The 24,158-nt window shown below is 67.3% G+C and carries 25 protein-coding genes; 11 read left to right on the top strand and 14 right to left on the bottom strand.

Annotated elements, in window-relative coordinates; translation table 11 throughout:
• Positions 1 to 3: 3 nt before the first annotated feature.
• Both BR85_RS02350 and BR85_RS02345 read right to left on the bottom strand, forming a co-directional pair.
• Positions 4 to 207: a hypothetical protein gene (locus BR85_RS02350; protein WP_028495070.1), complete on the bottom strand. Its 204-nt coding sequence runs from the start codon at positions 205 to 207 to the stop codon at positions 4 to 6.
• Positions 194 to 3,913, bottom strand: a complete 3,720-nt coding sequence (locus BR85_RS02345; RefSeq protein ID WP_036272147.1) for an ATP-binding protein — start codon at positions 3,911 to 3,913, stop codon at positions 194 to 196. The genes BR85_RS02350 and BR85_RS02345 overlap by 14 nt, the downstream gene beginning before the upstream one ends.
• A gap of 186 nt (positions 3,914 to 4,099) precedes the next feature.
• Between BR85_RS02345 and BR85_RS02340 the strand changes: the two genes are divergently transcribed.
• Positions 4,100 to 4,636, top strand: coding sequence for a methylated-DNA--[protein]-cysteine S-methyltransferase (locus tag BR85_RS02340; RefSeq protein WP_028495068.1), 537 nt, complete (start codon positions 4,100 to 4,102; stop codon positions 4,634 to 4,636).
• Positions 4,637 to 4,705: 69 nt separating this feature from the next.
• On the opposite strand, the gene BR85_RS02335 is transcribed toward BR85_RS02340, so the two are convergent.
• On the bottom strand, positions 4,706 to 6,328 hold the full coding sequence (locus BR85_RS02335) for a solute symporter family protein (protein ID WP_028495067.1): 1,623 nt from the start codon (positions 6,326 to 6,328) through the stop codon (positions 4,706 to 4,708).
• Positions 6,325 to 6,672 (bottom strand): DUF485 domain-containing protein, encoded by a 348-nt coding sequence (locus BR85_RS02330; protein ID WP_028495066.1) that lies wholly within the window; start codon positions 6,670 to 6,672, stop codon positions 6,325 to 6,327. The genes BR85_RS02335 and BR85_RS02330 overlap by 4 nt, the downstream gene beginning before the upstream one ends.
• 131 nt (positions 6,673 to 6,803) lie before the next feature.
• Here BR85_RS02330 and BR85_RS02325 point away from each other — a divergent pair, with 131 nt between their 5' ends.
• From BR85_RS02325 to BR85_RS15750, 7 genes are all read left to right on the top strand, one after another.
• Positions 6,804 to 7,664 (top strand): response regulator transcription factor, encoded by an 861-nt coding sequence (locus BR85_RS02325; RefSeq protein WP_028495065.1) that lies wholly within the window; start codon positions 6,804 to 6,806, stop codon positions 7,662 to 7,664.
• Between the two features lie 44 nt (positions 7,665 to 7,708).
• Positions 7,709 to 8,077 carry a histone-like nucleoid-structuring protein Lsr2 gene (locus BR85_RS02320; protein ID WP_028495064.1) on the top strand — a complete coding sequence of 123 codons (369 nt, stop codon included), beginning with the start codon at positions 7,709 to 7,711 and terminating at the stop codon, positions 8,075 to 8,077.
• Between the two features lie 109 nt (positions 8,078 to 8,186).
• The gene (locus tag BR85_RS02315) at positions 8,187 to 8,870 is read left to right on the top strand and encodes a DsbA family protein (RefSeq protein ID WP_028495063.1); all 684 of its coding nucleotides are present in this window, start codon (positions 8,187 to 8,189) and stop codon (positions 8,868 to 8,870) included.
• Between the two features lie 110 nt (positions 8,871 to 8,980).
• The gene (locus tag BR85_RS02310; RefSeq protein ID WP_028495062.1) at positions 8,981 to 9,178 is read left to right on the top strand and encodes a hypothetical protein; all 198 of its coding nucleotides are present in this window, start codon (positions 8,981 to 8,983) and stop codon (positions 9,176 to 9,178) included.
• Positions 9,175 to 9,441, top strand: a complete 267-nt coding sequence (locus BR85_RS02305; protein ID WP_051526119.1) for a hypothetical protein — start codon at positions 9,175 to 9,177, stop codon at positions 9,439 to 9,441. Before BR85_RS02310 ends, BR85_RS02305 begins: the two co-directional genes overlap by 4 nt.
• Positions 9,442 to 9,568: 127 nt before the next feature.
• On the top strand, positions 9,569 to 9,859 hold the full coding sequence (locus BR85_RS02300) for a hypothetical protein (protein ID WP_028495061.1): 291 nt from the start codon (positions 9,569 to 9,571) through the stop codon (positions 9,857 to 9,859).
• A gap of 95 nt (positions 9,860 to 9,954) precedes the next feature.
• The gene (locus BR85_RS15750) at positions 9,955 to 10,080 is read left to right on the top strand and encodes a hypothetical protein (protein WP_261798691.1); all 126 of its coding nucleotides are present in this window, start codon (positions 9,955 to 9,957) and stop codon (positions 10,078 to 10,080) included.
• Positions 10,081 to 10,165: 85 nt separating this feature from the next.
• Here the strand turns inward: BR85_RS15750 and arr are convergent, their stop codons facing one another.
• The 3 genes from arr to BR85_RS02285 form a co-directional block, all read right to left on the bottom strand.
• Entirely contained in the window at positions 10,166 to 10,576 is a 411-nt protein-coding gene (gene arr / locus BR85_RS02295) for an NAD(+)--rifampin ADP-ribosyltransferase (RefSeq protein WP_028495060.1), read from the bottom strand.
• The gene (locus BR85_RS02290) at positions 10,573 to 11,013 is read right to left on the bottom strand and encodes a DUF1801 domain-containing protein (protein WP_051526118.1); all 441 of its coding nucleotides are present in this window, start codon (positions 11,011 to 11,013) and stop codon (positions 10,573 to 10,575) included. The genes arr and BR85_RS02290 overlap by 4 nt, the downstream gene beginning before the upstream one ends.
• Positions 11,014 to 11,162: 149 nt before the next feature.
• Entirely contained in the window at positions 11,163 to 11,627 is a 465-nt protein-coding gene (locus BR85_RS02285; RefSeq protein ID WP_028495059.1) for a VOC family protein, read from the bottom strand.
• A 98-nt stretch (positions 11,628 to 11,725) separates the two neighbouring features.
• On the opposite strand from BR85_RS02285, the gene BR85_RS02280 reads away from it, so the two are divergent.
• On the top strand, positions 11,726 to 12,709 hold the full coding sequence (locus tag BR85_RS02280) for a helix-turn-helix transcriptional regulator (RefSeq protein WP_028495058.1): 984 nt from the start codon (positions 11,726 to 11,728) through the stop codon (positions 12,707 to 12,709).
• An 89-nt stretch (positions 12,710 to 12,798) separates the two neighbouring features.
• On the opposite strand, the gene BR85_RS02275 is transcribed toward BR85_RS02280, so the two are convergent.
• Together BR85_RS02275 and BR85_RS02270 are read right to left on the bottom strand one after the other, a co-directional pair.
• Entirely contained in the window at positions 12,799 to 13,119 is a 321-nt protein-coding gene (locus tag BR85_RS02275) for a hypothetical protein (RefSeq protein ID WP_028495057.1), read from the bottom strand.
• A 474-nt stretch (positions 13,120 to 13,593) separates the two neighbouring features.
• Positions 13,594 to 14,205, bottom strand: coding sequence for a helix-turn-helix domain-containing protein (locus BR85_RS02270; RefSeq protein ID WP_028495056.1), 612 nt, complete (start codon positions 14,203 to 14,205; stop codon positions 13,594 to 13,596).
• 115 nt (positions 14,206 to 14,320) lie between these two features.
• On the opposite strand from BR85_RS02270, the gene BR85_RS02265 reads away from it, so the two are divergent.
• A complete protein-coding gene (locus BR85_RS02265; RefSeq protein ID WP_036272143.1) occupies positions 14,321 to 14,500 on the top strand; it encodes a MerR family transcriptional regulator in 180 nt (59 codons plus the stop codon).
• Between the two features lie 94 nt (positions 14,501 to 14,594).
• Here the strand turns inward: BR85_RS02265 and BR85_RS02260 are convergent, their stop codons facing one another.
• Positions 14,595 to 16,502 (bottom strand): ATP-binding protein, encoded by a 1,908-nt coding sequence (locus tag BR85_RS02260; protein WP_028495055.1) that lies wholly within the window; start codon positions 16,500 to 16,502, stop codon positions 14,595 to 14,597.
• Positions 16,495 to 17,571, bottom strand: a complete 1,077-nt coding sequence (locus BR85_RS02255) for an SIR2 family protein (protein ID WP_166657790.1) — start codon at positions 17,569 to 17,571, stop codon at positions 16,495 to 16,497. The genes BR85_RS02260 and BR85_RS02255 overlap by 8 nt, the downstream gene beginning before the upstream one ends.
• Before the next feature lie 399 nt (positions 17,572 to 17,970).
• On the opposite strand from BR85_RS02255, the gene BR85_RS15100 reads away from it, so the two are divergent.
• The gene (locus BR85_RS15100; RefSeq protein ID WP_081782641.1) at positions 17,971 to 18,735 is read left to right on the top strand and encodes a DUF4145 domain-containing protein; all 765 of its coding nucleotides are present in this window, start codon (positions 17,971 to 17,973) and stop codon (positions 18,733 to 18,735) included.
• 127 nt (positions 18,736 to 18,862) lie between these two features.
• On the opposite strand, the gene BR85_RS02250 is transcribed toward BR85_RS15100, so the two are convergent.
• From BR85_RS02250 to BR85_RS02240, 3 genes are all read right to left on the bottom strand, one after another.
• Positions 18,863 to 19,153: a hypothetical protein gene (locus BR85_RS02250; protein WP_155947947.1), complete on the bottom strand. Its 291-nt coding sequence runs from the start codon at positions 19,151 to 19,153 to the stop codon at positions 18,863 to 18,865.
• 256 nt (positions 19,154 to 19,409) lie between these two features.
• On the bottom strand, positions 19,410 to 20,183 hold the full coding sequence (locus tag BR85_RS02245; protein WP_156106814.1) for an ImmA/IrrE family metallo-endopeptidase: 774 nt from the start codon (positions 20,181 to 20,183) through the stop codon (positions 19,410 to 19,412).
• Positions 20,184 to 21,287: 1,104 nt separating this feature from the next.
• The gene (locus BR85_RS02240) at positions 21,288 to 24,029 is read right to left on the bottom strand and encodes an AAA family ATPase (protein WP_028495051.1); all 2,742 of its coding nucleotides are present in this window, start codon (positions 24,027 to 24,029) and stop codon (positions 21,288 to 21,290) included.
• Positions 24,030 to 24,158: the final 129 nt, after the last annotated feature.

The raw sequence follows: 24,158 nt of genomic DNA, 5'->3' as shown, positions 1-24,158 counted from the left end.
CACTCAGTAGTGCGGCGGGACGTCGTTCCGCAGGCGCTCGTCATTGGGTCCGGATGCCCCGTCCGCGCGTGCTGCGCCGGCCGGGGCATCCGTCGTCTCGGCCTCGTCGACCGCGAGCGGCTCGGCGATCGTGCCCGGCGCGGCGGTCAGGCGGACGCGCCGGCCACCGGGGACGCGCTCGATCCGCTGCCGCTCATCGCGGGACATCGATCGGCTGCGTCTCGGCGTCGGCGGTGGGCGTCTGCGGCTGCACCCCGAGGATCGCGGCGACACGGGAGGCGACGCCGGCGGGATCGCTGTAGAGGTCGAACGCGTGCACGCGGATGTAGTGCCACCCGAGGCGCCGGAGCACCTGCGGGCGGAGGCGCAGCGCTTCGCGGAGCGACTCCCCCGTGGTCTCCGGGTCGCTCTCCGCGACGACCGCCTTGCCCTTGTACTGCGCGACGAGCGGCAGCCGGCCGCGGTAGTCGACGTCCACCGACACCCCGAGGGCGCGCAGCTGCTGCGCGAGGGCGAGGGTCAGCGGGTCGGCCAGGTCTTCCAGGCGCGACTCGCGGGCACGGGCGGCGACGCCGCCGAGGATCGACATCAGGGTCGCGGCGCCGTACTCGAGCCGGCCGTCGTCGAACGAGGAGGGACGGATGGAGGACACGACGACCATCGAACGGCGGGCGCGGGTCATCCCGACGGTGAGGAGGCGCTCCCCGTCCGGGCCGGACAGGTCGCCGAAGTCGCTGAGGACGCGGCCGTGCTTGGTGAGGCCGAAGCCGAGCGAGAAGATGACGCGGTCGCGGCTCTCCGCCACCGACTCCTCGAGGCCCAGGACGGCGAACGGCTCGGCGGTGTCGCGGCCGACGAAATCGGCGACGTCGGAGCGGCCCGCGAACGCCGCGGCGACGGCGGCGCGGACGCGCTCGACGTGGCGCGTCGAGGCCGTGACGACCATGAGCGACTCGGTGGGACGGTTCACGGCATGCTCGACGACGAGCGTCACGACGCGCGCGACCTCCGCGTCGGGGCTCTCGACCGCGCCGGTGACGGGGTCGGGGGTGCCCGAGCCGCCCTCGATGTAGTCGACGCTGAGGCTGCCGCGTCCCAGGTACGACCCGGCCCACGGCAGGGAGACCAGCTCGCCGTCGTAGAAGGCGTCGTTGACGAGCTCGGCGAGGTCCTCGCCGCCGGCCCGGTAGCTGCGGGTGAGCTTCGCGGTGGGGATGAGGTCGGCGAGCCGCTCGAACAGACTCGTGTCGTCGAACGGCACCTCGGGCTCGTCCTCCTGCGCCACGAGGCCCGCGCCGACGCGGAACGGCGTCGGCTTCTGGGTCACGGGGTCGCCGAACACGACGACCTGGCGCGCCCGCCGCACGGCGGGGGCGGCCTCGGCGAGGCAGATCGCCGCGGCATCCGCGATGATCACGACGTCGAAGTCGGGGTAGTCGGGGATCGCGGGCACCTCGTAGGGCGAGGCGAGCCAGACCGGGGCGAGGGTGCGCAGCAGCGTCGGCGCCGTCGCGATCAGCTCGGCCGCCGTCGCGGTCCCGCCGCGGAGGGCGGTCTTCAGCGCCGCGGCCTCGGCGGCCTCGTCGACGATCGCGATCTTCCAGCGCGTGGCGAGCTCTGCGGCCAGGAGCGGACCGGCCGAGGCGGCGTGCGCCTCGTCGACGAGGCGGAAGTCGCGCTCGAGGCGGTCGACGACGGACGTGTTCGCGCCGAGCAGGGCGCGGTCGGTGCGGAGCATGGCCTCCAGGGCCGACTGCCACCAGGCGAACTCGAACTCCGTCGCCACCCGGCTCTCCGGCACGTGCCGCACGGACAGTTCGGTGAGCAGCGGCTCGAGGCCGAGCTCGGCGAGCTCTCCGCGGAGCGTCGCGCGCTCGACGAGGTTGTCGAAGACGTCGGAGTCGGCGGCCAGGCCCGCGAGCGTCCGCACGAGCTGCGGGACCGGAAGGCCCGCGAGGGCCTCCGTGCGCCCGAGCGCGCGGTCGAGGTCGGCGAGGTCGGCATCCACGCGCTGCCAGGCGGTCGCGACGTCGTCGAGGCCCAGCGGGATCTCCGGCGTGACACCGGCCTCGACGTGCCGCTGCCACTGCGCACGCTGCTGCTGCACGCGCAGGAGCGACTCGTGCATGTCGGTGATGTGCATCCCCGGGCGGACGTACTCCCGGGAGAGGCGCTTGAGGCGGCGGCGGTTGCTCGCGGACATCGTCGCCGTGTCGCGGCGGGGGCCGTGCGCCTGGATGAGCTCGTCCAGGGGCCGCTCGAAGACCGTGAGGCTGAACCGGTCCAGCGAGGCGCGGATGCCCTGCAGCAGCCGGATGTACTGGCCCATCTCGGCGACCGTCGAGAACGGACGCATGCGGGTCTGGCCGATGAGCTCGTAGCCGCGCTCGAGGATCGCGGGCACCTCGTGACGGTGCAGACGCCCGGCGAGGGCGTGCGCGGAGCGGGCCTGCTCCGTGGTCGCGAACGCGACGCCGTACCAGGGCGAGTCGTCGGGGCCGAAGCGGAACTCGCCGAGGCGGGCGGCGGTCGCGAGCGCCGTCGCGGCCTCCCCGCGGCGGGTGGAGAGCGTCTGCAGGGTCGAGAGGTCGAACCGCGTCTGCGCGCTTGGCTGCGGCGTGGTCTTCGCGATCGTCGCGAGGGTGCGCAGCGCCTCCAGCGGCGAGACGCCGACCTGCGGATGCCGTCCGGTCAGCGAGCCGCGGTAGTCGCGGAGCACGGTGCGCAGGCGGACGAGCGCGTCGTCGACCTCGGCGACCTTGGGCTGCTCGGCCTTCTCGTTGCGGGCGATGGCGCGGATGAGGTCGCGGTGCAGCCGGCTCGGGGAGACGGCGAGGCCGGGGAGCCCGATCTTGCCGAGCCGGTGCCGCACGCCCTCGAGCGTGGACCGGCGGGCGCTCACGACGAGCACGCGCTTGCCAGCGCGGACGAGCTCGCCGACGGCGTTGATGACGGTCTGCGTGCCGCCGGTCCCCGGCAGGGTGTGCACGGCGAGCGGCTGCCCGGCGACGATGCGGGCGAGGAGGGCCTCCTGCTCGGCGTCGGCGTCGAGGAGAAGACGATCGGATGCCGGTGGCCGGTCGTCGGCGCTGACGTACTCCGGCACGCCGCGGACGAGCGCGAGGTCCTCGCGGTCGGCCTCGTGGCCGGCGAGCGCGTTGAGCACGGGGTGGTCGAGGTACCCGCTGTCGCGCTCCATGTGCGAGGCGACGTCGGCGAAGGTGGAGACGATGAGGCGCGGCTGCACCGTGAACGTGTCGACGTGCGCCGTGAGGGCGCGGAGGTGATCGATGACCGGCTGCGGCTTGAAGACGCCGGCATCGTGAGCGAGCCCGGCGAGCGCGCGGCCGTCGAGGTCGAGGCCGAAATGCGTGCGGGCGGCGTGGACGAGTTCGGGGTTCACCGTGAACGCGCCGTGCAGCTTCAGGTCGAAGTCGGAGTGGTGCCGGCGGATCGCGAGGGGGCGCAGGAGCACGGGGGCGGTGTAGTTGACGCCGCCGATCCGCCAGGATGCCATCCCGACGGCGAGGTGGACGGTGTCCAGGCCCCGCGCCGTGCGCAGCTCGACGTCCTTCGCGGCGATGCGCTCGGCGGCCAGGCGCGCGGTGCGGAGGGCGACCTCGTCGCGGAAGAGGTTCGACAGGAGGGTGGAGCGGCCGGTGATGAACTGCGGCAGGCTCCCGGGGTGGGCGTTGGTGATCTCGATGCCCGCGTCACCGGCGTCCGTGTAGTGCAGGAGGGTGGATGTCCCGCCCAGCTGGGCGGCCTCCTCCCGGAGTCGGCGCCGCTCCGGCTCGGCGACATGTCCCACGACGACTCCCGGTTCTGACAGCTCGAGGTCGGATGGGGTCACCGGCACCTCGCGCTCGGCGTCGCTGACGCCGGCCGCGGCATTGCCCTCTGGTCGCCACACACGAGAAACCTTAGGCGGCGTACCTGCGCGTTGCGTGCAGCACCCCCGAGTTTCGCGGGATTGCCGCCCCTGCGCGACGCGCCGGTCCGATCAGCGGTTCCTCCCCCGCGCCCGTCCGAGGCCCGCGATCCACAGACCCGCCTCGCCGGGCGGTCCACGGCATCCCCGCGACGCCATCATGGAGGCATGACCTCCCCCGCGTACTCGGTGCACCCGACACCGATCGGCGAGGCCCTCATCGTCGTCACCGATGAGGGCCTCGTCACCCTCGACATCCTCGACGCGCCCGTCGATGCGGTCCTGAGCGGCCTGTCCGCCCGCCTGCACGCCGTCCCCGCCGAGGACGCGGCGGCGACGGCGGGCGTCGCCGGCCAGCTCGACGAGTACTTCGCCGGCGCGCGCCGTGACTTCGACCTGGAGCTGGACTGGCAGCTGGCGTCGGGGTTCGTCCGCGCCGCGCTGCAGGCGGTGTGCGACATCCCGTACGGCGAGACGGCGTCCTACGCCGAGGTCGCGATCATGGCCGGCTCCCCCGGCGCGAACCGCGCCGTCGGCACCGCGTGCGCGCGCACGCCCATGTCGATCGTGGTGCCGGCCCATCGCGTCGTCCGCAGCGACGGCTCCATCGGCGAGTACGGCGGTCACCCGGAGCGCAAGCGCTTCCTCCTCGACCTGGAGGGGGCCGGTGCGGCTCCCGGCCGGAAGGCGGCGCCGGGCGAGTAGGCACCCCGGCGCACGAGAACGCGGCCCCGGGGTCTCCCCCGGGGCCGCGCCTGTCAGGACGGCATCCGCTCAGTGATGCGTCGCCTTCTCCGCGCCGTAGCCGGTGAGCGAGCGCACCTCCATCTCGGCGGCCTTCTTCGGGTCTTCGACCCGGCGGCTGGTGACCGTGCCGAGCCAGCCGAGGAAGAACCCGAGCGGGATGGACACGATGCCCGGGTTGTTCAGCGGCCAGATCGCCGTGCCCACGTTCTTGAAGACGCTCGTCTCCGTGCCCCAGAACACCGGCGAGAGCAGGATGAGGATGATCGCCGCGGCGAGCCCCCCGTACATGCTCCAGACGGCGCCGCGCGTGGAGAACTTGCGCCAGAACAGCGAGTACAGGATCGTCGGCAGGTTCGCCGAGGCGGCGACCGCGAAGGCCAGCGCGACGAGGAAGGCGATGTTCTGCCCCTGCACGCCGATGCCGCCGAGGATCGCGAGGATGCCGATCACGATGACGGTGCGGCGGGCGACCTTGACCTCGCCGTCCGGCGGAACCTGGCCCTTCTTCACGACGTTCGCGTAGATGTCGTGCGCGAACGACGCGGCCGCCGTGATCGTGAGGCCGGCGACGACCGCGAGGATCGTCGCGAAGGCGACCGCGGAGATGAAGCCGAGCAGCAGCGGTCCGCCGAGCGCCTGTGCGAGGAGCGGTGCCGCCGAGTTCACGCCGCCGGGCGCCGCCTTGATGACATCCGGTCCGACGAGCGCGCCGGCGCCGTAGCCGAGCACGAGCGTCAGCAGGTAGAACAGGCCGATGAGCCAGATCGCCCAGACGACCGAGCGACGGGCCTCCTTCGCGGTCGGGACCGTGTAGAAGCGCATCAGCACGTGCGGGAGGCCCGCGGTGCCGAGGACGAGGGCGATCGCGAGGGAGATGAAGTCCCACGGGTTCGCGCCGTACTGCAGGCCCGGGCCGAGGATGGCATCCGCGGGATCGGTCGTCGACGCGTCCACCGCGGCGCCCAGGAGGGTGTCGATGTTGAACCCGTTGATCGCGAGCACCCAGATCGTCATGACGATGGCGCCGCCGATGAGGAGGAACGCCTTGACGATCTGCACCCAGGTGGTCCCCTTCATCCCGCCGACGAGCACGTAGACGATCATCAGGATGCCGACGACGGCGACGACGATCGACTGCCCGATGCGGTCGTTGATGCCGAGCAGCAGCGATACGAGACCGCCGGCGCCGGCCATCTGGGCGAGCAGGTAGAAGAAGCAGACGGCGAGCGTCGTGATCGCCGCCGCCATCCGGACCGGACCCTGCTTGAGGCGGAACGACAGCACGTCGGCCATCGTGAACTTGCCGGTGTTGCGCATGAGCTCGGCCACGAGCAGCAGCGCGACGAGCCAGGCCACGAGGAAGCCGATCGAGTAGAGGAACCCGTCGTAGCCGTTGATCGCGATGGCCCCGCAGATGCCGAGGAAGGAGGCCGCGGAGAGGTAGTCACCGGCGATCGCGAAGCCGTTCTGCGGGCCGGTGAAGGAGCGACCGGCGGCGTAGTAGTCGGCGGCCGTCTTGTTGTTGCGGCTCGCGCGGATGACGATGAACAGCGTCACGGCGACGAACGCGCCGAAGATCGAGATGTTCAGGACGGGATTGTTCTCGGCGGTGTCGACGGCCGCCTTCACCGCTGCGAAGACGTCGTTCATGCGCTGGGCTCCTGCTTCTCGAGCTGCTCACGGATCTCGGTGGAGATCGGGTCGAGCGAGCGGTTGGCGAACGAGACGTACCACATCGTGATCGCGAAGGTCGTGACGAACTGTCCGAGGCCCAGCAGCAGGCCGACGTTGATGTTGCCCCACACCGACTGCGCCATGAAGTCTGGCGCGAACGACGAGAGCAGCACGTAGACGAAGTACCAGACGAGGAAGAACACGGCGAGCGGGAAGACGAAGCTGCGGTGCTTCCGCTTCAGCTCGACGAAACGCGGTGATTCCTCGACCGCGACGTAGTCGATGCCGCCAGGCGGGGCATCGTTTACGGGGTGGGACATGTGGCCTCCTTGCCTCATGAATGTGAGCGACGGTGCTCGCACGCGCCCCGTCTGTGAGGACAGGCCGCGTGGTAGGGTCGACGCTACGAAAAGCGGTGACATAGCCGTCACCCCCGGAAGTAGGTAACCGCGTGGGATCACCGGTCGACACCGACAGTGATGCGCAGCTCGTCAGTCGAGCCGTGACCGACCTCGCCCGCCAGACCCGCTTCCCCATCGTCTTCGCCGGACTCGAGACCGCCGGCGCCGTGCCGATCACCGCCGTCGCGGGTGCGCGCACGCACAACCTCGACGGGCTCGTCGTGCACCAGGGCCGCGGCCTCGGCGGCGCCGCGATGATCGAGAAGCGCCCGCGCCTCGCGCTGGACTACCGCACCGCCCGCTCCATCACGCACGACTACGACCGGGTCATCCTCGGGGAGGGCATCGCGACGCTCTTCGCCGTGCCGATCGTGGTCGCCGGCCGCTCCCGCGGCATCGTGTACTGCGGCTCGTGGTCGCAGGCGCCGGTCGGCGACCTCGTCGCCCGCCCCGCGTTCCGCGCCGCCGACAGCATCGCGACGGAACTCCGCGTCCGGGACGAGGTCGAGCGGCGTCTGCGCAGCATGACACCGTCCGAGGCCGCGCCGCCCGCCCTCTCCCCCTCCGCGCAGGAGGATCTGCGGGAGAGCTTCGCGGAGCTGCGCAGCATCGCCGCCTCCATGTCCGACGCGGCGCTGCGGCAACGCCTCGCCGCCGTCGAGGCGCGCCTGGCATCGATCTCCCGCGAGGAGGGCGACGGCGGGGAGGGACTTGACGTGCGCCTCTCGCCGCGCGAACTGGACGTGCTGGCCTGCTGCGCGCTCGGTGCGACGAACGCCGAGATCGGCGCCCAGCTGTCGCTGCGCGAGGGGACGGTCAAGTCGTACCTGCAGTCGGCGATGTCCAAACTGGATGCCTCCACCCGCCACGCCGCGGTCGCCAAGGCGCGGCGCGCCGGGCTCCTGCCCTGACCGCGATCTGTCGTTCGCGGGCCCCGGCTCACTAGGCTCTGTCCATGGCCCGCAGAATCGTCCACCAGCTCGTCGATGATCTCGATGGAACCGTCCTCGAGGTCGGCTCCGGCGAGACCGTCCTGTTCTCGCTCGACGGCACCGCCTACGAGATCGACCTCACCGACGACAACGCCGACGCCCTGCGCGCGGCGCTGGCACCGTACATCGCGGCGGCACGGTCCGTGTCGGCCCGCGGCGGGGCCTCGTCCTCCGCCGCCCGCGGGACGTCGTCGGGCCCGCGGCGCCAGAAGCGCTCCGGCCAGCGGGACTACACCCCCATCCGCGCCTGGGCGGCGGAGAAGGGCTACACGCTCTCCGAGCGCGGCCGCGTCCCTGCCGCCGTGCTCGACGCCTACGACGCCGCCCACTGACGGCCCATTGGATCCATCCTCCATGTGGTCCGACCATATGGGGTTCCCCGGCTGTTCCCGACGAACGAACCATTTCCGCGGGGCGCGACGGCACGAGTAGGACGGGAGCATGACGTCCCGTTCCCCGCGCGCGCTGGTCGCCGCCGCCGCGCTCCTCGTTCTCCTCACCGGCTGCCAGGCGGCGGCGACGACGGCCCCGACGCCCTCCGCTGCGGCTGCCCCCGCCGCCGCCGACGGCTACGGTCTCGTCTCCGGCAGCGGACCCGTCGAGGTTCAGCTGTGGACGGACCTGTCCTGCCCGTACTGCATGATGCTGGAGACAGAGACCGGCGAGCTGCTGACCCAGTGGGTCGAGGACGACGCCGTCACCCTCACGATCCATCCGCTCAACTTCGTCAGCGCCAAGCGCGGTGACGACACCGACTGGTCGACGCGTGCCGCCAACGCGCTCGCGGCGACGGCCGACGCCGGGCAGGGCGATCGCCTCGCCGCGTTCTACGCGATCCTGCAGCAGAACCAGGTGAGCGAAGCGGGCGCCCCGACCGACGAGGACATCCTCGCCTTCGCGGCGGAGGCGGGCGTGACCGCCGACATCTCCGATGCCGTCGCCTCGCAGCGTTTCGGGGCGTGGGTCACGGCATCCAACGAGCACTGGCTCGGTCGCGCGATCGACGGCACCGCACGCGTCGTCGACGGCGTGCCGATCCTCGTCGTGGACGGCGTCGTCTTCGAGATCACGGAGGACGGCACGAACGCGTCCCGCCTGCGGGATGCGGTGACCGCCGCCGGGTGAGGCGTCCCGGCCGGCGTTGTCAAGGCCGTCGCCTCGGCATCCGTTCGGGACTACCGTCGCGCACGCGGCGGGGATGACCTCGTCGCAGCCGTCGACGAGAGGATCACGCGATGAGCGTCAACGACCCCAAACCCAGCCAGGCCGAAGGCGAAGACCCCGACCGCCCCACGGGCCCCGCGGAGGGCACGTCGGGTCACCCGTCCCAGGCGGAGGGCGAGGATCCGGCCCACCCGGCGGAGGGCGAAGAGGTCAGCACGGCCGCGCCCGACGCGACCACGGCGGAGTTCGAGGGGCTGGCCGGCGCATGAACGCGGCGAAGGCCAACAACGAGCCGCAGGGTGAGGGCGAGGGGCTCGCCGGCATCCCCGAATCGGATGCGGTCCGCAAGGACATCTCCTACAGCCCGTCGAGCGAACGTGAGACCGCGCAGAAGCAGGGCGACGATCGAGGCGACCTCCCCGACGACATCGATGCATCGCAGGTGCAGGTCGCGCCCGGCACCGGCGGGCCGGATGATGCCGGCGACATCGACGTCGATCCCGACGACCTCAACATGCCGGGTCGCGGATAGCGCCGGGTGCACCGCCGGGACGCCTGACCGAGCCCCATGGCATCCCCGGCGCGTTCTGTCAACGGGGAGCGTTCCGGGGGTCGGACCGCCTACCGTCGAGAGCACGCCGCGACCTTGGACGCCGACCATGATCACTTCGCACTTCATCGTCATCGACAACGAGCACTTCCCGCTGGCCGAGGGCGAGGAAGAGGAGGTGCGAGAGCGCATCGTCGCGGCCGTGCGTGCGGGCGGCGACTTCGTCACGCTGCGCCACGACCCGCGTCGGGTCGTCGAGGTGCTTGTGACGGCGGCGACGCCCGTCCACATCGATCACATCGTCCGCGACGACATCGATGCCCGGGCGCGCGACGCCGACGACGCGGAGGGGCGCCTCATGGGCGAAGACCTGCAGTGGTGGCTCGACACGATCGACTGACGATCGGCTCCTCCCGACGCCGACTTGCTTTCCTGTGCCGGTGGGCTATGGTCGCTCGGATACCCGCCAGCTGACGAAGGGAAGCGAGTATCACCATGGCAAAGGACACCGGAGCGAAGAAGAGCGCGAAGAAGGCGCCGCAGATGACGCTGAAGGAGAAGCGGGCGCAGAAGCGCACCGCCGAGAACGACGGCTCGTTCATCAAGCCCCGTAAGGGCTGAGCGCTCGCGCCGACGAAGTCGCGTCGCTCTCGCGGCAGGGGCGGGCTGCGCCGCCTCTGCCGCACCTTCCGGGTCCGACGCCGCGTCAGTTGATGATCTCGGCGCGCTCGTCGGCACGGATGGCGGCCAGCCGGTCGCGCCACTCCTGCAGGACTTCGGGGGTCAGCCGCGTCCAGTCGGTGACCTCGCCGACGACGCGCAGCGGAGCGCTGCTGCGGTACGAGCGGGTGGGGTTGCCGGGGAACTTCTTGTCGGTCACGTTCGGGTCGTCCTCGAACTCCCCCGTGGGCTCGACCTCGTAGACGCGAGGCTCGGCGTCACCGGGCGCGAGCTCGGCCGCGAGGCCCGCGCCGTCGCGGGTCGCGGTGAAGTAGATGTGGTTCATCACGATCTCGGGCCGGTAGTTCGACGGGAACCCGGCGGTCAGCAGGTCACCGACCCGCAGGTCGGCCTTCGTGCCGTGGAAGAAGGGTCCGTCATCCTGGGGCCGGGTCATGCCTGCCCCTTCCAGAGGATCTCGCGGATGGGACCGTCCGCGGCCTTCGCTTCGATGAACGCGTACGAGTCCCGGGCGATCTGCTCGAGCACGGACAGATCGACGTCACCGAGCCGCGTGATGTAGACGCAGTAGCCTGTCGTGGAGTGCTTGCCCAGGTGCGCCAGCATCCCTTCGTGGCGAGCCGTGCCGTCCATGAGGTAGACGGTCAGCTTGCCCTTCCGCGGGTAGAAGCCGATCGCGTGGGCGTCGCCTTCGCGGCCGCTGTCGTATCGGTAGTGGTACGTGCCGAACCCGATCGTGCCGACGTTCCACAGGGTGGGCTCCTGCCCGCTGATGCGTCGCATCATGGCGATGAGCGTCTCGCTGTCGGCGCGCGTCTGCTCGTCGAGCGTCGCGAGGTAATCGTCGACCGAGCGGCCGTCGTCATCCGTCATCGCGTCTCCGTTGTGGTCGAGGAGCCTGCCGTGGAGGATTCGATCCCTGGACGATACTCCGCGCCGCGGACACCGGCCAGGCGCCGTCCGCACGCGCGGCCGGCAGATGCTGCGGCGCGGGTGAGTTCCGCGCCGCAGCCCGCCGCGTGCTACTCGGCCGCGTACTCCGCGGCCACGTCGAGGATCCAGGTCACGCCGAACCGGTCGGTGAGCATGCCGAAGCCCGGGCTCCACGCCGACGCGGCGAGCGGCTCGATGATCGTCGCGCCGACGGACAGTCCGTCCCAGTAGCGCTGCACCTCGCCGAGCGCGTCGCCGCGCACCGAGACGAAGAACGGCTGGTCGGTGATGGTCGTGCCGTTCTCGCGGCGCGTCTCGCCCGCCGTCGGCGACCCGCCGGCCGGCCCGGGGATGTCGTAGGCCATGATCCGGAACCCGTCCGCCGTCGACACCTGACCGAACACGACGTTCGCCGCGCCGGGCACGTCGGCGGGCATGCCGAAGTCACCGTAGGTCGCGATGGTGATGTCGCCGCCGAACACGGACCGGTAGAACTCCAGGGCCGCGCGGGCCTCGCCACGGGAGTTGAGGTGGGTGGTGGTCGTGATGCTCATGTCTGCTCCTCGGTGAATGGCCGGGCGCGTCCCGGCGATACCCACTGTCGCAACCGTGTAGGACGGTTCTTGTCCTACACCGCATCTACTCTCGAGGCATGGCGACCACCTCCCGATTGCTGCAGCTGCTGTCTCTGCTGCAGACCCGCCGCGACTGGCCGGGCGCCGCGCTCGCCGAGCGGCTGGAGGTCAGTCACCGCACGGTACGCCGCGATGTCGACCGGCTGCGCGAGCTGGGCTATCGCATCGAGGCGACGATGGGACCGGATGGCGGGTACCGATTGGATGCCGGCAGTGCGCTGCCGCCCCTGCTGTTCGATGACGACCAGGTCATCGCCCTGACCGTCGCCCTGCAGGCTGCGACCGCGACCGGAGCCGGGATCGAGGAAGCGGCCCTGCGCGCGCTGACGACGATCCGGCAGGTGATGCCGTCGCGGCTCCGGCACCGGATGAACGCTGTCGAGTTCGCGACCCTCCCGCGTCCCGGGCGGGCCGACATCGACGCCGTCTCCCCCGACGTGCTCATCGCCGTGTCCGCCGCCGTCCGCGCCCGCGAGGTGCTGCGGTTCGACTACGCGAGCGAACGCCAGGATGCCGACGACGCGCGGCCGCCGAGACGGGTCGAGCCGCACGATCTCATCGCGTCCGACGGGCGCTGGTATCTCGTCGCGTGGGATCTCGATGTCGACGACTGGCGCATCTTCCGCGCGGACCGCATGTCACCGCGGACGCCGACCGGTCGCCGCTTCCCTCCGCGCGAGGTGCCGGGCGGGGATGCCCGCGCGTACGTGGCGGCGCGATTCAAGGGCTCAGCCGGGGCAGATACCTGGCCGTGCACGGGCACCGTCATCCTGCATCTGCCGGCGGATGCCATTCGCCCGTTCGCCGGCGACGGCACGGTCGAAGCGATGGACGCCGACCACTGCCGCTACACGTCGGGATCATGGTCGTGGGTGGCGCTCGCCGCGTCGCTGTGCCGATTCGATGCCGAGATCGAGGTCGTCAGCCCGCGGGAGCTCACGGAGGCATTCGGGCAGCTCGCCGCACGCACGGCGGCTGCCGCCGCGACCGGCGCGGGGTGACTCGGGCACGACCGACAACCTGCCCTACGGTGCGTCGAAGGGCACGCCACGCCGATGGTGCGTCTCCGCGCAGCTCTGCGCGAAGCGATTCAGTAGCAGTTGCAGACCCACACCCAGTAGGTGCGGCCGCCCTTCGTTCGCTGTTCGCGCCAGCAGTCCCCGTTGGTGCCATCCGGGCAGATCACCCGCGACGGTGCGGCATCGCCCGCGTCCGTGATCGCGAACTCCGCGGCGAGGCGCAGGGGTCGACCGTCGGGGTCTGAGATCTCCGGCGTCAGCGGAGGGAGATCGCCGGATCCCCCGGCTTCCAGCAGATCGAGACAACGGGTGAGGTAGCGCTCGATCTCGGCTTGCACGGCCGCGTCATCGAGCACGGTCTCGCTCTCCTGCACACTCCTGATGCGTTCCACGGCGCAACCTCCTCAACACATGTTCGCGCAGCGGCGACGCCCGATGCGGGCCGCTGAACCGCGTTGCAGTTCGAAATGCGGGCAAAAGCGGGCAACAATCGAAAACTAGTTAGGCTCGCGACGAGAAACACCAGGTCAGGAGCAAAAATAGACAGTGCCCCTGGAGGGACTCGAACACGTTTTGAGCATTTTGCATAGCGACGCGAAACGACAGATTCCGCGTAATTGCGCGGGTTTTCGAGGCAGCGCCAGCATCAGGTGACGTCCGAAAACAGCCAGTTGGAAATAGAATGCGGGCAAAAAGCGGGCAAAAGATACCTGCCATGGAGCGGCTGCACAGCTCATGCCGAGAACGAATGCGGGCAAGTTTGAATTCGCCTGTCGACAGGAGTGCCGGTTTTGAGCAGTGTGCAAGCGGAAGTGCTTTCTTGCTGAGCAGAGTGGCAAAATACCGTTTGATGCGCCGGGTTGCCGTCATCGCCCCATCGAGGGGCCCGACGGAGAGCCCGGGAGTTGGTGCGGGCGCATCCGTTCCTCGTCATCGGCTCGCATCCGCTTGTACGTCTCGCGAGTGATCAAGTCTTCGGCGAGGCCTGCCTCGCGGGCACGAGCCATCATGCGAGTCGCTGTACTGACGCTCACACCCAGCTGCTCCGAGACGAGTTTGAGCGGAGCCAAATTCACGGTCGCCCCTATCCGATAGAGCGTCACCGCCTCGCGCACGGTCTCCTCGTAGGTGCGATCGGTGCGCGACCTCACCTCCGCGAGGTACTGGCTGAAAGACTCGGGCTTGCCCTCCTCGCGCGTCACTGCGACCACGCGCGTCGATGAAACCGCGACGAGGTACTGCACGCGCACATCGCGGAGCGCGGCGGCCGTCACCTCGTCGCCCTCCCCCGCGCGATCGAGGCGGACGGATGCGGCCGCGGTGCGGCGCAGCTGTTCGTCGAACACCACGTGAAGGCGGATGGCTCCCGCGACGTTCGGCTCGCCGGTGGCGACAGCGTCCCACGCCTTCGGGATACTCACGCCGTCGCCGACATCGATCCGCTCGCTGTTGGTCACCTCGACGACAACGTCACTCATGCCGTGAGCCTTTCACGATTCTGGCGAGCTGAGCAATATGTGTCGCGGATTGCTCACGGTAGGAGTACGGTGTGGGCAAGTGATGACATGCATTGCTCACCGAAAGGAGAAGGACATGAACAAGACCGACAACTCACTCGCCCTGACGATGAAGGATGCCGCCAAGCTCGTCGGTGTCGACTACCGCACGATCAAGCTCGGCATCGAGAGCGGAACCATCCCCACGATCCAGCTCGGCCCGCGCCGGATGATCCCCCGCGTCCCACTGCTCCGCGCGTTCGGGATCAACGCCTAAGCGCAGCCACTGGCGTTCGCAACGGATTGGCGGGCCGACAAGCGCTGCACGTCGTCGCCTACAGACGCTGAGATGGCGGATGGGCGGCAGAAGATCAGACCGGCTGCGCCCACGCGCTTGCGATCGACATCGTCCGGCTGTTCGGAGCGAATTCCTCAGGGATGCTTGTCACCTCCACCATGACCGGGACTTGTGCGGAGACGCCCGCCACGACGCATACTCCGGTTGGGAGGATTGGGAGGGACTCAAATGAGACGCGATCGAGGTAGGCGACAGCTTTCTCCACGGCACGGATGTCCAGATCGTTCACAAGTCGGTGAAGGAAATAGTTGTGGAGCTGGGAGATGATTGTCGGCGAGATGTCATGGGGTCGCTGGCTGGCGATCGTAAGGAAGACTCCAAACTTTCGACCCTCCTTGATGATTTCCTCGAAGGTCTCCAGGCGATAATCCCGCCATGCTTCACTCTCTCGAGTCGACTCCGTCGATAGGATGTTGTGCGCCTCATCGATGATCAGATTGAGGTGGGTCGCGTTGTCGGTGTCCAGTTCCTTCTTGCGATCGTAGAGATGCTTGCAGAGCAGCATCGGGATCACTTTGCGCATCGCGAGGTTTACGTCGCGAAGTGAAACGACAGTTAGCGGCCGCCGCGGATCGACGATGTCGGTTGCCACCACGACTCGTTTGATGTCACGAACGCGCGTCTCCATGCGCTTGATCAAGGGCGATAGGTGCTCTCGATTCGAGAATCCACTGATGATGTCGCTGTAGTACTGAAGCACGATCTTGAATCGCACAAGATCTATCCCGGGCTGAATCGACGTGAAGTCGATCGTCAAGGCAGCAACCTTGTCTCGAGTCAACGATTCCCACGAGTCGCTGTCGGATGTGATGTACGGGGGACCCCATGTTCCCCAAAAGAACTGACGCGTGGTCGCGTTGTAGTGGAGGTGAGTCTGAAACTCGTCGATGAGGTGCGTGAGTTCGGGCGGCGAGCCCCGCCCAAGGCAAGTGCGCACTTCATCGAGGAGGTGGATGACTGTCTGGCGGTCCACAGAGGCATCGCTGCTCTTCGTCGCGCGCAAGACCATGTCTCCGATGACTCCAAGGAGGTCCTGCGGATCTTCCAGTCGCCGGTCCCAATAGTCGCTCGTGAGTACACGCGTTAGGAACGGAGCCTGAGTTTTCTCCGTGGCATCGAGGAGGACGGTCCAGAAGGCTGGATCTTCCACGGCGGAACGAGGGAGGGGCAGCTTCGGGCCTTCATCCGTTCTCGTGGTGAGCGCGTACTCCCGCTTGAACTTCGGGTCAGTGAGGACGGTCGTTGACTGGCGACCATCTCCGGCCTCAATCTTGTTGATGTACTCGCCGTTGAAGTCGATGACCACAAAATGTGAGCGAGCGATGAACCCAGGACTGTCTCCGAAGCGCTTGAAGAGTTCGTAGTAGAGCTTCGCGAGCGTGTAGGACTTTCCACTACCCGTGTTGCCGAAAATCCCGAGGTGACTAGCAAAGATCGCATCGACACCAAGGTGGACGGTTTGTGTCGGCTCCATCGCCAGGACTCCGAGCGGCAGTGATGCGTGCTCGGGCGCGACCAGCGTGTGCACTGCGGCGAACTCGAGCTCGGAAAGTATGAAGCACTCGTTGTCTAGCAGGGGCATCTCGCGGACGCCTCGGTGGAACCGGCCCCCTTCGAGGTACCCAATCAAGCTCACTTCGAGTTCTCTGGAGATGTTGTCACTGCTGCGGCGGTAGGCCGACGTAGCGCTGGTGTCCTCATTGACCGACTCTCCGTCGACCGATCCGATTAGCTCGATGAACCCCTTGGCGATCTTTACGAGGCTGCCCGCGGCAACATTCCGCACAACCCCACCCTGGTAGAGAAGATGCGTCCCGTTCTTTGCCTTGCTCACCGAAATGCGCACCTTCCTTCCGTGCACCGCGGTCACGCGCCCGATATTGAAAACGCCGTCCCTCTGCAGCGTTGTATCGTCACGCATCAGCGCTCGGATCGTCGGCGATTCGCAATTCAATGATGTGATCGGCGATTGGATCGCGGTCCGTCAACATCGGACGAAGGAAATCGTCAACTAGGACGTCCAGCGAGAGGCGACGTTCGCCGCCCGCGTCGCTAACAGGGGCTGGCTGCACCAGGCAAATGTTTCCATTCTTGACTCGCTCTGGCGGAAACAATGATTCGATATCGTCGTGGGACTGCCGGCTGTAGCAGAAGACGACTACCTGTAGCGTCGGATTAGCGGCGGCAGCCCGCAGCACGAGGTCCAGGATGTGCTCATCGCGGAACGAGAAACCGTGCACAAGAAGCGCCGTATTCTCCTTCTCGAGTTCGTTGGCGAATCTTCGAAGGAGTTCGTAGTACGTCTTGTTCAACACCGTCGAAGCAAACTTCGTCTTCTCAGGATTCACAATCTGGAGGCGACCGTACGCCGTGGCGAACTTCCGAAGTGCCACGCTCGGCGCAAGGTGAGCAGCCCTCGACCTCAGTAGCTCGGAGTCGACCTCGGCGGGAGACTCGATCAGAACAAGATCCTCGTGTGCGCTGTCCAAAATCTTCTTGACGGAGCGCACAGACCGGAGCCGGTGATCGAAATAGAGTTCGCCACCTCGAAGACGCCAACCGGCTGACCCATGCAATTTCATCAGGTTCAGGACTGGAATCTCGGATCGATATTCGTATCGCAGTCCCTGCCTATAGCGCAGGGTCCCAAACGAGCCGAGGTCAAGCCGCGGGCGCAACTTCCCGGCAAAGCCGTCGTTATAGTCAACCTCGAGCAATTCCATCGCCACCTCAAACGCCATGTCGACATTCGTTGTGAAGAAGCTTGCCTGCTTGCTCAGGAGGGTGCTCCGCCGCTTCAAGAGGATGCGACTCACAACACCGACGAACTCGACGTACGACCGCACCAACGCCTTCGCATCGTCGTCTGTTGGTTCGAGCAGTCGCATGTTCGGCTCGATCACCTCCCGGAAGAAGTGGGCCTGCAACGATGCGCGCGCGACTACCGACTCCGCCTCGGCACCCGCCAACTCGGTCAGCACATTTTCCACGTTCCCAAGGGGGGCAAGGAACTGAGCCGATGAACCGGCTCCGATGAGGAAATTGAGGTGAGAGTCCTGGACTATTGTCCTGAGTCGCTCGAGGGACATGCCTACGGCCGGGGCAGGAGGCGAGTCTGACGCTGCCCGGACCCGCAACTCACTTACGGTCACGCTCGATACCCCCGAAATACATCTGCTGCCTCTGATGAAGATAACGCGTTCCTCCACGGTCCCGGAGAAGGCGCGCAGAATCGACTTCGCCGCAGCGAACCCGACGGTCGTGATCCGTTGTCGAATTGTGGTTGGTCCATCAATCGCGGATTGCTAGCACCGGCACGACGGTCGATTAAGAGCGACAGATTCTCGCCTGGGAACGCGGCACAGCCTGCGGACCAGTACGTTCGGTTCATGGCCAAGCGACTAAGTGACCTGAGCGGGTGGGCCACTAAGGCCGAGTGGCCGCGAGTGCTCTGCCCAGATTGTTTGGAGGGTTCGCTTGCGCTCGAGTCGGTTAGTCACATCCTGGATCCCAAGTCGGTCGCCCAGCTCGAACGGTATGCTCGCAATCTCGAGGGCCGCGATGAAGCCTCGGGGACATTCACAGGCGTCCTGCGCTGCGACAACCACGTATGCAAGCGCGGAGTTGTAGTTGCTGGCACTTGGGGCGACTGGTGGGACGTCGACGACGATGGCCGCACCCTCCTCGTAGAGCATTTCCACGTCGGATATATGGAACCTCCGGCTCGGTTGCTCCTAACGCCGAAGCGCACACCTTCGAAGGTTGTCGATGCTATTGAAACTGCCTCGAAGGTTCTCTGGTCCAGCCCCGACGCTGCAGCAACCCACCTGCGGCTAGCAGTCGAAGAGTTGCTCACCTCACTTCACGTCAAGCGATTCACGCTAACTCGCGCACGGAAGCGGCGTCGTCTGACAACCCAAGAGCGGCTCGATCTCCTTGAGGCAACGCACCCGAACCTGGTTCACACCCTGGAAGCCGTCAAGTGGATCGGGAACGAGGGCACCCACAGCAGCGGGTTGGAAGTGAGAGATGTCGAGAAAGGAGCGAAGCTGCTCGAGCTCGCGCTGCGCGATCAGTATGACACCTCCGAAGCAGAGCTCCACGCAACGGCTAAAGACATCAACCGCCGAAAAGGACTACCGAGAGCCCGATGAGTCGATCCCGCCTGGCGCAACGGTTTCCCCTAACGGTGGCTCACCGGGCATGTCGGCCGGTCGATTACTGAGCGGTGGAGGTACCGCTAGGAAGCCGAACTATGACCGTTTCCCCATTCAGCAGGCCCTAGGCCGGTGGAAGGTAGAAGGCCCAAATCGACGCAACGATGCCCGCGATTAAGCCGAGCGCCACAATCACGGCGTTCCCAAGGTTCCCGGAACTCGCGAGTCGGATTGCCTTCTCGACAGCGCGCTCGCCGACGGTGTCGATAATGCCCCAGGTTGTCGGCTCGAGCCCCAGCTCGCGCACGTGAGTGGCGTACCTCGCGCTGATTTCGGCGGCGCGTCGGTTCACCTCATCGGGTCCCAGGACGAGTTCAGCGACCTCGTCCTGTTCCGCGCTCTCCGCCTTCAGCATTGCCGTGTATGTGGTGGTGTAGTAGCCACCGATTTCCAAGCACACTCAGCGCATGAGCCGAACTGTATTCTCGACGATCCGCGTGGCATCGATCCACGCACTGCGGGCACCCAAAGGAGCGCGAGCTACACCTCACGGCCGCCGTCCTCGTGCCCGCGAGGATCTGAGACGAACGAACTGCGTCACGAATAGCGATGCAAGCATGGCGTTCACAACGCTCGCCGCTAAGGGTCGGTTCCGAAGCGCCACAACTTCGTCAAGCCGCGAGTTGATTTTCAATCTGATGAGCCACGACAAGCGGGCTTACGCCCAATCGCTTGGCAACTCGCCGCTGCGACGCTTCGCCGAAATCGCCGGCCAGGAGTTCGCTTATCCCGCTCGCAGGGGCTAGGAACTCCGCGGCGAAGGCTCTTTCGAACTTGTCAGAGTAGCCCGATTCGCGGGTCAACAACGAAAGGCCCTTCCGCGGCTCCGTGATCCGACGCGCCAGTGTTCTTGCGGCGAGGAAGCGCCGCGACGAGAGATGGGCGGGGCCAATCACCGCTCCAGTACCACTCTCGCTGATACGGACGAGTCCGTCGATGTTCATCGGAGGTCGATCGTCGAGCGCAACGATGGTCACGAGATCCTCGACGGGCGCTAGCTCTGCCGCCGAAAGCCCGAGAGCCTCACGAAGGGCGTAGGCCCGCCTGTAACCCTCGCGCCAGGGGATTCCGTCCTGCGCCGATCTAATAGGCCGAAGTGCATCACGCCCCGGCGTCGGAACGGAACCGGAGAGATCCGTCGCCAGCGCTGTTCGAAGCCATCCCTCCACCATTGAGAGGGAATCGAGTTCGCTGGTCCTCGCAAGGTCTGCCAGCAATGCAGGATCATTCAACGCGGAGTCGGCGCTCAGCAGCGCGTTCACATCATCGTCGAGCATCGAGTAAGGGTCGAACCCCCAGGCTGCTGCGACCGAAGCGAACTCGCGCTCCTCCTGCGTCGACTCCAGGATCGATGCCCACTCGTCCTGAAGAAGAGTTCCAGACACGGCGACTTCCTCGAGACGCCGCACCGTTGCCTCAATGAATCGCGCTAATTCCTCAAGCGTCTCGTCGGCCTCGAGTACGGTTTCGACCCTGCCTAGGAAATCTACTTGTGCGACGTCTCCACGCAATGGCCGCAAGGACGCCCACATTTGCGCTCGGTCAGACCGCAGTCTGAGCGGTGGCCAGGGCATTCCGTCGCCCGCACCAGCCATCGCGAGCCCCTCATACGCCGGAACGTGGGATGGCGTTACCAAACTCCACCAATTTAGGGCGAGCCACTCAGCGAGCGGATACGCCGATACGTCAAGCGACTCCCTGATCGAATGGGGTGCGTTATTTTCCTGGATCAATGTAACCGGCGTGTCGTTAATTGACATCTTCAACCGACACCAGGTCGCACGGAGTTCAGGCGCACGAACATTGTCTGCAGCAGCCCACTCGACCTGTATAGAGAGGCTCATTGCTGTCCTCGCAATAAAGCGGGAGGAACTTCTTCGTCGAGAACCGGATACGCCTTGTAGGTGCCCTGCTCCGAGTTCACGAGTCGCGCTTCGAACCATCGGTTCAGGTGCTTGCCCCAAACGTAACGGGGATAGTTGCCCGCGTCTCTATAGGCGCTGACATTCCCTTCAAGTAGACCCTGTCGAAGCCAGTCGGTGATCTGGTTCGGATCTGTGAGCTGCTTCGGGCACTGCGTCGCGTCGGACCTTAGCCGAGGTGGCCCGGCGAACGATGGATAAGATTTGTGTTCCGGAGAGCCGACGTAGCGCGCAAAGTCTGCCCACTTCTCAAGCTCACCCGAGTCGACGCCTACGTCGAGGGCATGAGGGTTGGGTCGCTTGCGACCAGGACTGCGCACCGACAAATACTATCGCGCGGTTCCATGACTGGAGATTCGGCATCGGCGACGCGCGTCTTCAGCGGCAGAGTGACGGGCTGTGTCGATGTCGAGCCCGGAGTATCGGCGTTCGTGGCCCGGCACAACCAATGATCCGCGCACCGTCTGCTCCACGGTCGAGGCCCACGACTCACAGTCTCCCGGTGTCCGCAACTCGGTCGCTGATCGTTCCGACTCCGTGGTCGCCCCGCCCGCCAATCGAGCGCCTTTACATCCCCAACGCGCGCCCCAAATTTGGCGCCCTGTCCACCGGCCCCGTCCACATCGCCGTCTCACGGTTCCGCGCCGCGCGCCGCATCTCCGCCTGAGCCGCGCGCACGGCATCCTGCATCGTCAGCTCCGGTGTGCCGCGCTGCATCGACTCGGCGAGACAGTCACGGGCGGCGGCATCGGTCCGCGCGACCACGATCGCGAGGTTGTGCACCCGCCCGCGAGTCAGACCGACGTACAGGCCCGCCGCATCCACGTCCGGTCCGACCACGGAGGCATCGGCGGTGTCGCCCTGCACGCCATGCACCGTCGACGCGTAGGCGAGCTGCAGGTGCTCCCGCGCATACTCGGCAGTCACTCGCCGTAGCTCGCCGCTGTCGCCAATCGAGACAAGATCGACGAACTCCTCGCGGATGCCGCGCACGATCCACTGTGCCCGATTCTCGACGCCCGTAACCCGGTCGTTGCGGCGGGTCTGGACGGCGTCGCCGACGAGGATGCGTTGCTCCCCTATCCCCCACGCGACCATGCCGGGATCCAGCTCACCGTGATCGACTCGACGCTGCTGGATTGCGTCGTTGATGGCATCCGCCTCAGCGTTGGTACCAGAAACCAGCGTCATCCGCTTGCCCCGCGCGTGCCACTCGAAGTACGCGTCGATCATCCGCTCACGCGCGGCATCGTGATGATCGACCCGCTCGACGTGACCGCGTTCCGCCAGCTCCGCGGCAACCGCCAGCGCATGCTCGCGGTCGCTCGGGTTGCGCAGCCGCAGCGTGAGCGCCGCGTACTCGGGATCACGGAACCGATGCACCATATCGAGTTCAACCGCGGCATTTGCGTGCCGAATCGCCGAACCCATCGCACCCGCATGCCCGACCGGGAGCGCCTGGTACGGGTCCCCGACGAACGCGAGCCCAACCCCCTGTTCGATCGCGAGGTCGACGAGGACGTTCGCAGTCTGCAGATCGACCATGCCCGCTTCATCGACCACGATTCGATCGCGAGAACGCAACACGTACTGCGCAGGCCCGCCATATACGACACCCGAGCTGGGATCGACCTCCCCCACGCGCAGTCGAGTCCACACCTTCGTACCGGCACGATCGACACCCCACCGGTAGCCGTGGTCGGCGAGCAGTGCATGAATGCTGGATGCCGCAGCCCCGACCTCGCGAGACGCCACCGACGCCGCTTTCCGGGTCGGGGCGACGACGAGCATCCGCCGCCGTTGCGCCCGGAGCGCTGCGAACGCTACACGCAGCATTGTCGTCTTGCCTGTGCCGGCGGGGCCGGTGACCGTGACGAGCCCGTCGGTCCCGGCGATCGCGCACGCCGCAACGCCTTGCGAAGCATCCAGCGTCGAGGCGTCCTCGTTCGATGCAAAGCGATGCAACTCCTTCGGCAGGAGCGATCGCCCCGGCTGGGCTAGCGCGTCGAGGCGTCCGGCGAGGCGAATCTTCGCTCGCACCGTCTCGGTGGCCATGAAGGCCTTCACGTGCGCGGGCGGAACCTCCGCAACGAGCCGAAAGACGGCCTTCGCGGCGCGCGTCGTGATCTCGGCGATCACGCCATCGAGCTGATCGCGCGGCGCAACGATGCCGGTGCGTGAGAGCGTGCGCGTTGCGCCGGCGCGGATGTCGAAGGTGCTGAACCGTCCGCCACAAGATGTGGACCGTTCGTCCGCGTCCACGAGCGCCGCAGCAGCGAGCAGCTCCAGATCGAGGGCGTGCAGGTCGGTTGCAGCGACCGCAATCGGACCACGCGCGGTGAGCAGGCTCGGATCGATCGCCGCGATTTCGTCACCGACGTGCGACTCCCACAAAGCTTGGTCGAGGTCGGCCGGCTTGTTCGGTCGTGCTACCGCCCACGCGCGCCGGTCGATCTGATGGAGCACGTCTGCGCTCGGTGCCGAGCCGGCGTGGCTCGCCGACCACTCCGCGATCAGACGCGCACGGTTCGCCTCGATCTGCGCCGATCGGCGCGAGAGCGGGCGAACGGCACCGGCGAGTTCAGCGATCTCGCCCGCGTTGTCGAGTGTGTACCCGTGGCGCGCGAGCGCGGCGACCCACGCGGGATCTGTGCGGGCGGCGAGTTCACCCTCGGCGTTTATGACCGTGTGCAGCTTCATCGCGACGCGCGAGTCGAGGTTCGACCACTTGCCGTCCGCGCCGAGCACCTTGATGTTCAGCCACAGGTGGCGGTGGATATGCGGATCGAGCGCCCGGGATCGGCGATGCTGCAACTCGACGACCTCGATGCGCGTGATCTCCTCACGGAGGAGACCACCATGCCCGCGCCGTGCGTTGAGCTCGGTCTGCCACGTGAGCAGGATGCGCTCACGCAGCCGGTCTTGCAGCGCCTCGAACTCGTCCGCGAGCTCGGGGTGCAGCAGCGCCGCAATGCTGTACGACTTCGGATGATTGAGCGTCCCGTCGAGCAGCAGGTCGGCATCCGGGCTCAGCCGTTGGTGGCCTCGCTCCTCCCCCGTGACCGGGTCGTGCCCGGTAAGCCAGACACGAAGACACCCGGCCGTGAGTTGATCAGTCGTGATGACGCCGTTGTCGACGATGAACCGAGAGACGGTTGAGTCGGATGCCACGCCGTACGCCTCGAGCGCATCGGCGCCCGTCGGGTCGGGCATGTGGGCGTCGCACGTGCCCTCGAGAGCGTACGAGATCGCCTGCCGAACCCCATGGGATTCGACACCCCTCTTCCATCGCTCCAGACCTCCGCGCATGCCGCCAGGGTAGGCCAGGTTTTCGCCGTTATCCAGGGATTTTTGTGCGTTGCAGGTAACTGTAGCCAAGCGGTTTCAAAGGGCGTCGCCCACCGTGGGTGCCTGCGTGCATTGTCGGGTTGGCCGGAG

This window comes from Microbacterium sp. UNCCL10, assembly GCF_000746195.1.
Classification (GTDB): Bacteria; Actinomycetota; Actinomycetes; order Actinomycetales; family Microbacteriaceae; genus Microbacterium; species Microbacterium saccharophilum.
Note: the sequence above shows the minus strand (reverse complement) of the source record. Positions and strands in the feature narration are given on the sequence as shown.

What these genes read in the sequence shown, in the direction of transcription:
- BR85_RS02285 (WP_028495059.1), bottom strand. Translation starts at nt 11,627, where the DNA reads ATGAGCATCACGACCACCACCCACCTCAACTCCCGTGGCGAGGCCCGC.
- BR85_RS02260 (WP_028495055.1), bottom strand. Translation starts at nt 16,502, where the DNA reads ATGCGTGACGATACAACGCTGCAGAGGGACGGCGTTTTCAATATCGGG.
- BR85_RS02270 (WP_028495056.1), bottom strand. Translation starts at nt 14,205, where the DNA reads ATGAGTGACGTTGTCGTCGAGGTGACCAACAGCGAGCGGATCGATGTC.
- BR85_RS02265 (WP_036272143.1), top strand. Translation starts at nt 14,321, where the DNA reads ATGAACAAGACCGACAACTCACTCGCCCTGACGATGAAGGATGCCGCC.
- BR85_RS02320 (WP_028495064.1), top strand. Translation starts at nt 7,709, where the DNA reads ATGGCCCGCAGAATCGTCCACCAGCTCGTCGATGATCTCGATGGAACC.
- BR85_RS02310 (WP_028495062.1), top strand. Translation starts at nt 8,981, where the DNA reads ATGAGCGTCAACGACCCCAAACCCAGCCAGGCCGAAGGCGAAGACCCC.
- BR85_RS02315 (WP_028495063.1), top strand. Translation starts at nt 8,187, where the DNA reads ATGACGTCCCGTTCCCCGCGCGCGCTGGTCGCCGCCGCCGCGCTCCTC.
- BR85_RS02240 (WP_028495051.1), bottom strand. Translation starts at nt 24,029, where the DNA reads ATGCGCGGAGGTCTGGAGCGATGGAAGAGGGGTGTCGAATCCCATGGG.
- BR85_RS15750 (WP_261798691.1), top strand. Translation starts at nt 9,955, where the DNA reads ATGGCAAAGGACACCGGAGCGAAGAAGAGCGCGAAGAAGGCGCCGCAG.
- BR85_RS02330 (WP_028495066.1), bottom strand. Translation starts at nt 6,672, where the DNA reads ATGTCCCACCCCGTAAACGATGCCCCGCCTGGCGGCATCGACTACGTC.
- BR85_RS02350 (WP_028495070.1), bottom strand. Translation starts at nt 207, where the DNA reads ATGTCCCGCGATGAGCGGCAGCGGATCGAGCGCGTCCCCGGTGGCCGG.
- BR85_RS02340 (WP_028495068.1), top strand. Translation starts at nt 4,100, where the DNA reads ATGACCTCCCCCGCGTACTCGGTGCACCCGACACCGATCGGCGAGGCC.
- BR85_RS15100 (WP_081782641.1), top strand. Translation starts at nt 17,971, where the DNA reads ATGGCCAAGCGACTAAGTGACCTGAGCGGGTGGGCCACTAAGGCCGAG.
- BR85_RS02300 (WP_028495061.1), top strand. Translation starts at nt 9,569, where the DNA reads ATGATCACTTCGCACTTCATCGTCATCGACAACGAGCACTTCCCGCTG.
- BR85_RS02250 (WP_155947947.1), bottom strand. Translation starts at nt 19,153, where the DNA reads ATGCTGAAGGCGGAGAGCGCGGAACAGGACGAGGTCGCTGAACTCGTC.
- BR85_RS02335 (WP_028495067.1), bottom strand. Translation starts at nt 6,328, where the DNA reads ATGAACGACGTCTTCGCAGCGGTGAAGGCGGCCGTCGACACCGCCGAG.
- BR85_RS02305 (WP_051526119.1), top strand. Translation starts at nt 9,175, where the DNA reads ATGAACGCGGCGAAGGCCAACAACGAGCCGCAGGGTGAGGGCGAGGGG.
- BR85_RS02280 (WP_028495058.1), top strand. Translation starts at nt 11,726, where the DNA reads ATGGCGACCACCTCCCGATTGCTGCAGCTGCTGTCTCTGCTGCAGACC.
- BR85_RS02290 (WP_051526118.1), bottom strand. Translation starts at nt 11,013, where the DNA reads ATGACGGATGACGACGGCCGCTCGGTCGACGATTACCTCGCGACGCTC.
- arr (WP_028495060.1), bottom strand. Translation starts at nt 10,576, where the DNA reads ATGACCCGGCCCCAGGATGACGGACCCTTCTTCCACGGCACGAAGGCC.